Origin of the sequence: Kitasatospora sp. NPDC059722 (assembly GCF_042733235.1) — a bacterium.
Lineage (GTDB): Bacteria > Actinomycetota > Actinomycetes > Streptomycetales > Streptomycetaceae > Kitasatospora.
Window position 1 is genome coordinate 143479 of record NZ_JBHWGD010000017.1, and the last position, 3624, is coordinate 147102.

Genomic DNA, 3624 nt, shown 5'->3' on the forward strand with positions numbered 1-3624 from the left:
TGAATGGCCGGTGCGTGATCCGCACCGGCTGCGCGCCCGAAGGTGGTCGGCCTGCTCAGGCCGTCAGATGCTCAAGGAAGCACGAGCGATGTCGACGTCATGCCCGTGTTCCCTTTGAAGCCCACCGCTGGACGATCTCGTTCCAGCGGCCGTCGATTTCCTTCAGATCCACGAGAGGCTGCAGCTGAGGGTCGAAGAACTCCAGCACCGTCCGGGTCTCGGTGAACGAGATGCCGAGTTCGTCCTGCACGGCCAAGAGGAAGCGAACCGGTGTCAGCTCGTCCGGCAGTGATGTCCTGACGAACTCGAGCACGTCCATGAAGGGCGCACCCCCGGCCACGAGCTCTTCGAGCTCATGCTTTTCCGCCGACACGACTCACCCCTTCGGCCTGGAGAAGATCGGTTCCGCGTTGGTGTAGCTCCCCTTTACGCCCTTGAGGGCGGCCTCGTTCACATTGACCTCCGTCAACCCGTACTTGGAGCACATGTAGCCGGTGAAGGTGTTCCGGGCGGCATCCTCCATGGACATCCCCTTCAGGAGGTTGGCGTTGAACGCATCGAGGTTGGTCGGCATGGAGGGAACCCACTTCGCCTCGAAAGCCGCGACGTTGTCGGCGCCGAAATGGGCCATGACATCCTCGAACATCTTGCCACCGGGCACGGCGATGCTCTCGTCCGCGCCCTTCTCGATCGCCATGGTCAGCTTTCCGTCCTTGAGCTCGGCGAGGACGGTGCTGCCGCCGGCGTAGATCCCGGTGAAGCTGTCGCAGGGAAGGGTGTTGTGCACCAGGACCGGGGCGTTTCCGGCCAGCACGAAGTAGGTGTGGAGGTCCTTGACGGTCAGGTTGTACGCGGGCTCGAGTCCGGTCCAGTGCCGGACGGAGGAGACCTGGACGGCAGCCCCGGTGTCGGTGCGCAGGGTGTCACCGGGGTGGACGGCGGCCGCATCGGTCCAGGTCCGGGTCGACTCGACCCAGAACGGGTGGTGATCGGTCGCGGTGACGGCACCAGAGCTGCCGTCGGTGTGGCGGACCGTCAGTTCGGTGAACTCGCGGTCGTCCGGGGTGCGGATGGTGGCGGTCACCGTACGCGGGCCGCTGGTGCCCGCGACAGGGTCTGCCGCGAGCACGGTGTCACCCGTGCGCAGGGTCTCGATCGGTCGGGTCCCGCCGTCCCCCATGACCACCATGGTGCCGGCCGGGAAGCTGTTGACGCGGCATGCCGTACGTGCGGCGTCCCCGAGCTTGGCCTCGAGCTCCAGTCGTTGGATGAGGGCGCGGTCGGCGTTGGGGTTGTTGCGCAGGGCCGCGAGGGCCGCCTCGGTGCCGACGCCGTCCTTCAGGGTCCCGCGGAACTTGGTGACGGCGTCGGCCACGCTGGTCAGGCTGTTGATCGTGGCCTGGCTGTAGCCGTTGAGCGTCGCCTGGAGGGCGAGCTTGGCGTCCTCGATGCCGACGCCGGTCTCGAGGGCGAAGCGGAAGGCGATGATGCCCTTGCCGGCTTCGGCGAGCTTGCCGACGGGGGCGAAGGTCGCCGCCGCCCAGGCGCAGGAGGCGTTCAGGCCGGGGTTGTTGAAGCACTTGACGAAGTCGTCGGTCAGCAGGTGGAGGAGCAGCCTGGAGCTGTCCCCGGTCGCGCACCCGCCTTCCGGACCGCAGTAGACCTTGTAGTGCTGGGCGTACTCGGAGTAGCTGAGCTCGATGGTGGAGTCGTACGCGGTCTTGCCGTCGAGCGTCGTGGTGTTGAGGACGACGGTGTCCCAGACGCTGTACTTGCCCTTGCAGGCGTCGAGGCTGAGCCCGGCCTCGGGGCAGGTGCGCATGACGTAGTCGACGGTGCCCGTGACCTTGACCTTCACCGGGACGGTGCAGACCTGCTGCCCGGCGGCGTTGTTGTGCCAGGTCTTGGAGTCACCGAAGAGCCACCCGCCGATGGTGCCGGGGTCGTCGGTGATGCACTTGGACATGTCGTCCTTGACGATCTCCTGCTTCACATCGTCGTGCGGGACGACCTCGATGTAGTAGGCCCGGTCTCCACTGACACCGCTTCCGTCGGTGCCGGCAGTGCCGGCCGGGACCTGGGCGTTGGCCGCCTCGGCCTGCTGCTTCTGGAAGACGGCGGCCTGGGCGTCGGCGGCGGCCTTGGCGGCCTCGGCGGCGCTCTGCTGGGCGGCCGCGGCGCTGGCCTGGGCCTGGTCGGACGCCGCCTTCGCGGTGGCCGCGTACTGCTGGGCCTGGGCGGCGTAGCCGGTGGCCGCGGCCGCGGAGACGCCGGCGCTGCGGGCCGCGGCGTTGGCGGAGGCCGCCGACGCCTGGGCCTGCTGGGCGTACTGGGCGGCCTGCTGGGCGCTGGCCTGGGCGGCCTGGGCCGACTGCGCGGCCTGGTTGGCGAAGCCCTGGGCGGCCTGCGCGGACTGGCTGGCCTGGTTGGCGTAGCCCGCCGCCTGGTCGGCCAGGTTGCTGGCGGTGGCGTAGGACTGCCCGGCCTGGGCCGCGTACTGGCGCGCCTGGGCGACCGAGCCGTCGATGGTGGCGAGGTAGGCCGCGATGGTCGCCACGTGGGCGGCCGTGACGGCGTCGCGCTGCTGGGCCTTCAGGATCCCGGTCTGCAGGAACGGCACGAGCCGGTCGGCGGGTCCGGACAGGACGGCCTGGGCGGCCGCCTTGACCTCGGGACCGCCACTGGCCAGGGCCTGGGTGACCAGGACGCGGTTGTCGTCGTCGCGGGCCTTGAACTGGCCGACCGTCAGGAAGGCGCGGACGTCGTCGATCGTGCCGTCCAGGGCCTTGCCGGCCTCGGCCTTCACGCCGGGGCCGCCGTTGGCCATGATCTGGGAGAGGGCGACGCGGTCGTCGTCGTCCTTGCCCGGGTACTGGCCGGTGGCGAGGAACGCGCGCACCTGGTCGGCGGTGCCGACCGAGGCGGTCTCCGCGGCCAGGCGCTTCTCCAGCTTGCCCGGCGCCTGGGCGATGGCCATGACGCTGGTGCGGTCGTCCCGGTCGCGGGCGACGGACAGCGTGCTGCTCAGGAACGCCTGGACGGCGCTGTCGTCACCCTCCAGGGCCGTCTGGGCGGCGGCCTTGGTCCACGGACCGCCGGCGTCCAGCAGGCGCAGCGCGGCCTGACGGCCCTTGAGGACGGCGGTCTTCGCGTCGACGCCGGACGCGGTGGCGTCCTTGATCAGCTGGTCGGTGTCGGCGGCGAACTGGGTGACCTTGCCGGACTCCCAGGCCGCGGTCCTCGCCTTGAGGTCGGCCTCGCGGGAGGCCTCGTCGGCGGCGGCCATCTCGACGGCCTGCTGCTCGTCCAGGCGCTCCTGGTCGGAGGCGCGGGCGATGTCGGTGACCTTGTGCGCCTGCTTGGCGGAGTTGTCGGCCGAGGTGGCGTCGGCGTCGGCCGCGGTGGCGGCGGCCTTCGCGACGTTGGCCCAGTTCGAGGCGTCACTGGCGTGCTGGCGGGCCTGCTCGGCCGCGGTGGCGGCCGCTTCGGCGTGCGCGGCCGCGTCGTTGGCTGCGCGCTGGGCGTCGCCGGCCGCGGCGGCGGCCTGGGCCGCGATCGCGACGGTGGCGTTGGCGGCGCGGGTGGCCTCGGCGGCGGCGCTGCGGGCGCGGGCGGCGGCCAGGC

General features: G+C 71.1%; 2 protein-coding genes. Both read right to left on the reverse strand.

Annotated features, from left to right (window positions below):
* Nucleotides 1-97: 97 nt before the first annotated feature.
* Nucleotides 98-373, reverse strand: coding sequence for a hypothetical protein (locus tag ACFV4F_RS14445; RefSeq protein WP_380443377.1), 276 nt, complete (start codon nt 371-373; stop codon nt 98-100).
* 3 nt (nt 374-376) lie between these two features.
* Nucleotides 377-3624: polymorphic toxin-type HINT domain-containing protein (locus ACFV4F_RS14450; protein WP_380502441.1), on the reverse strand; the 3248-nt coding region annotated here is incomplete at its 5' end.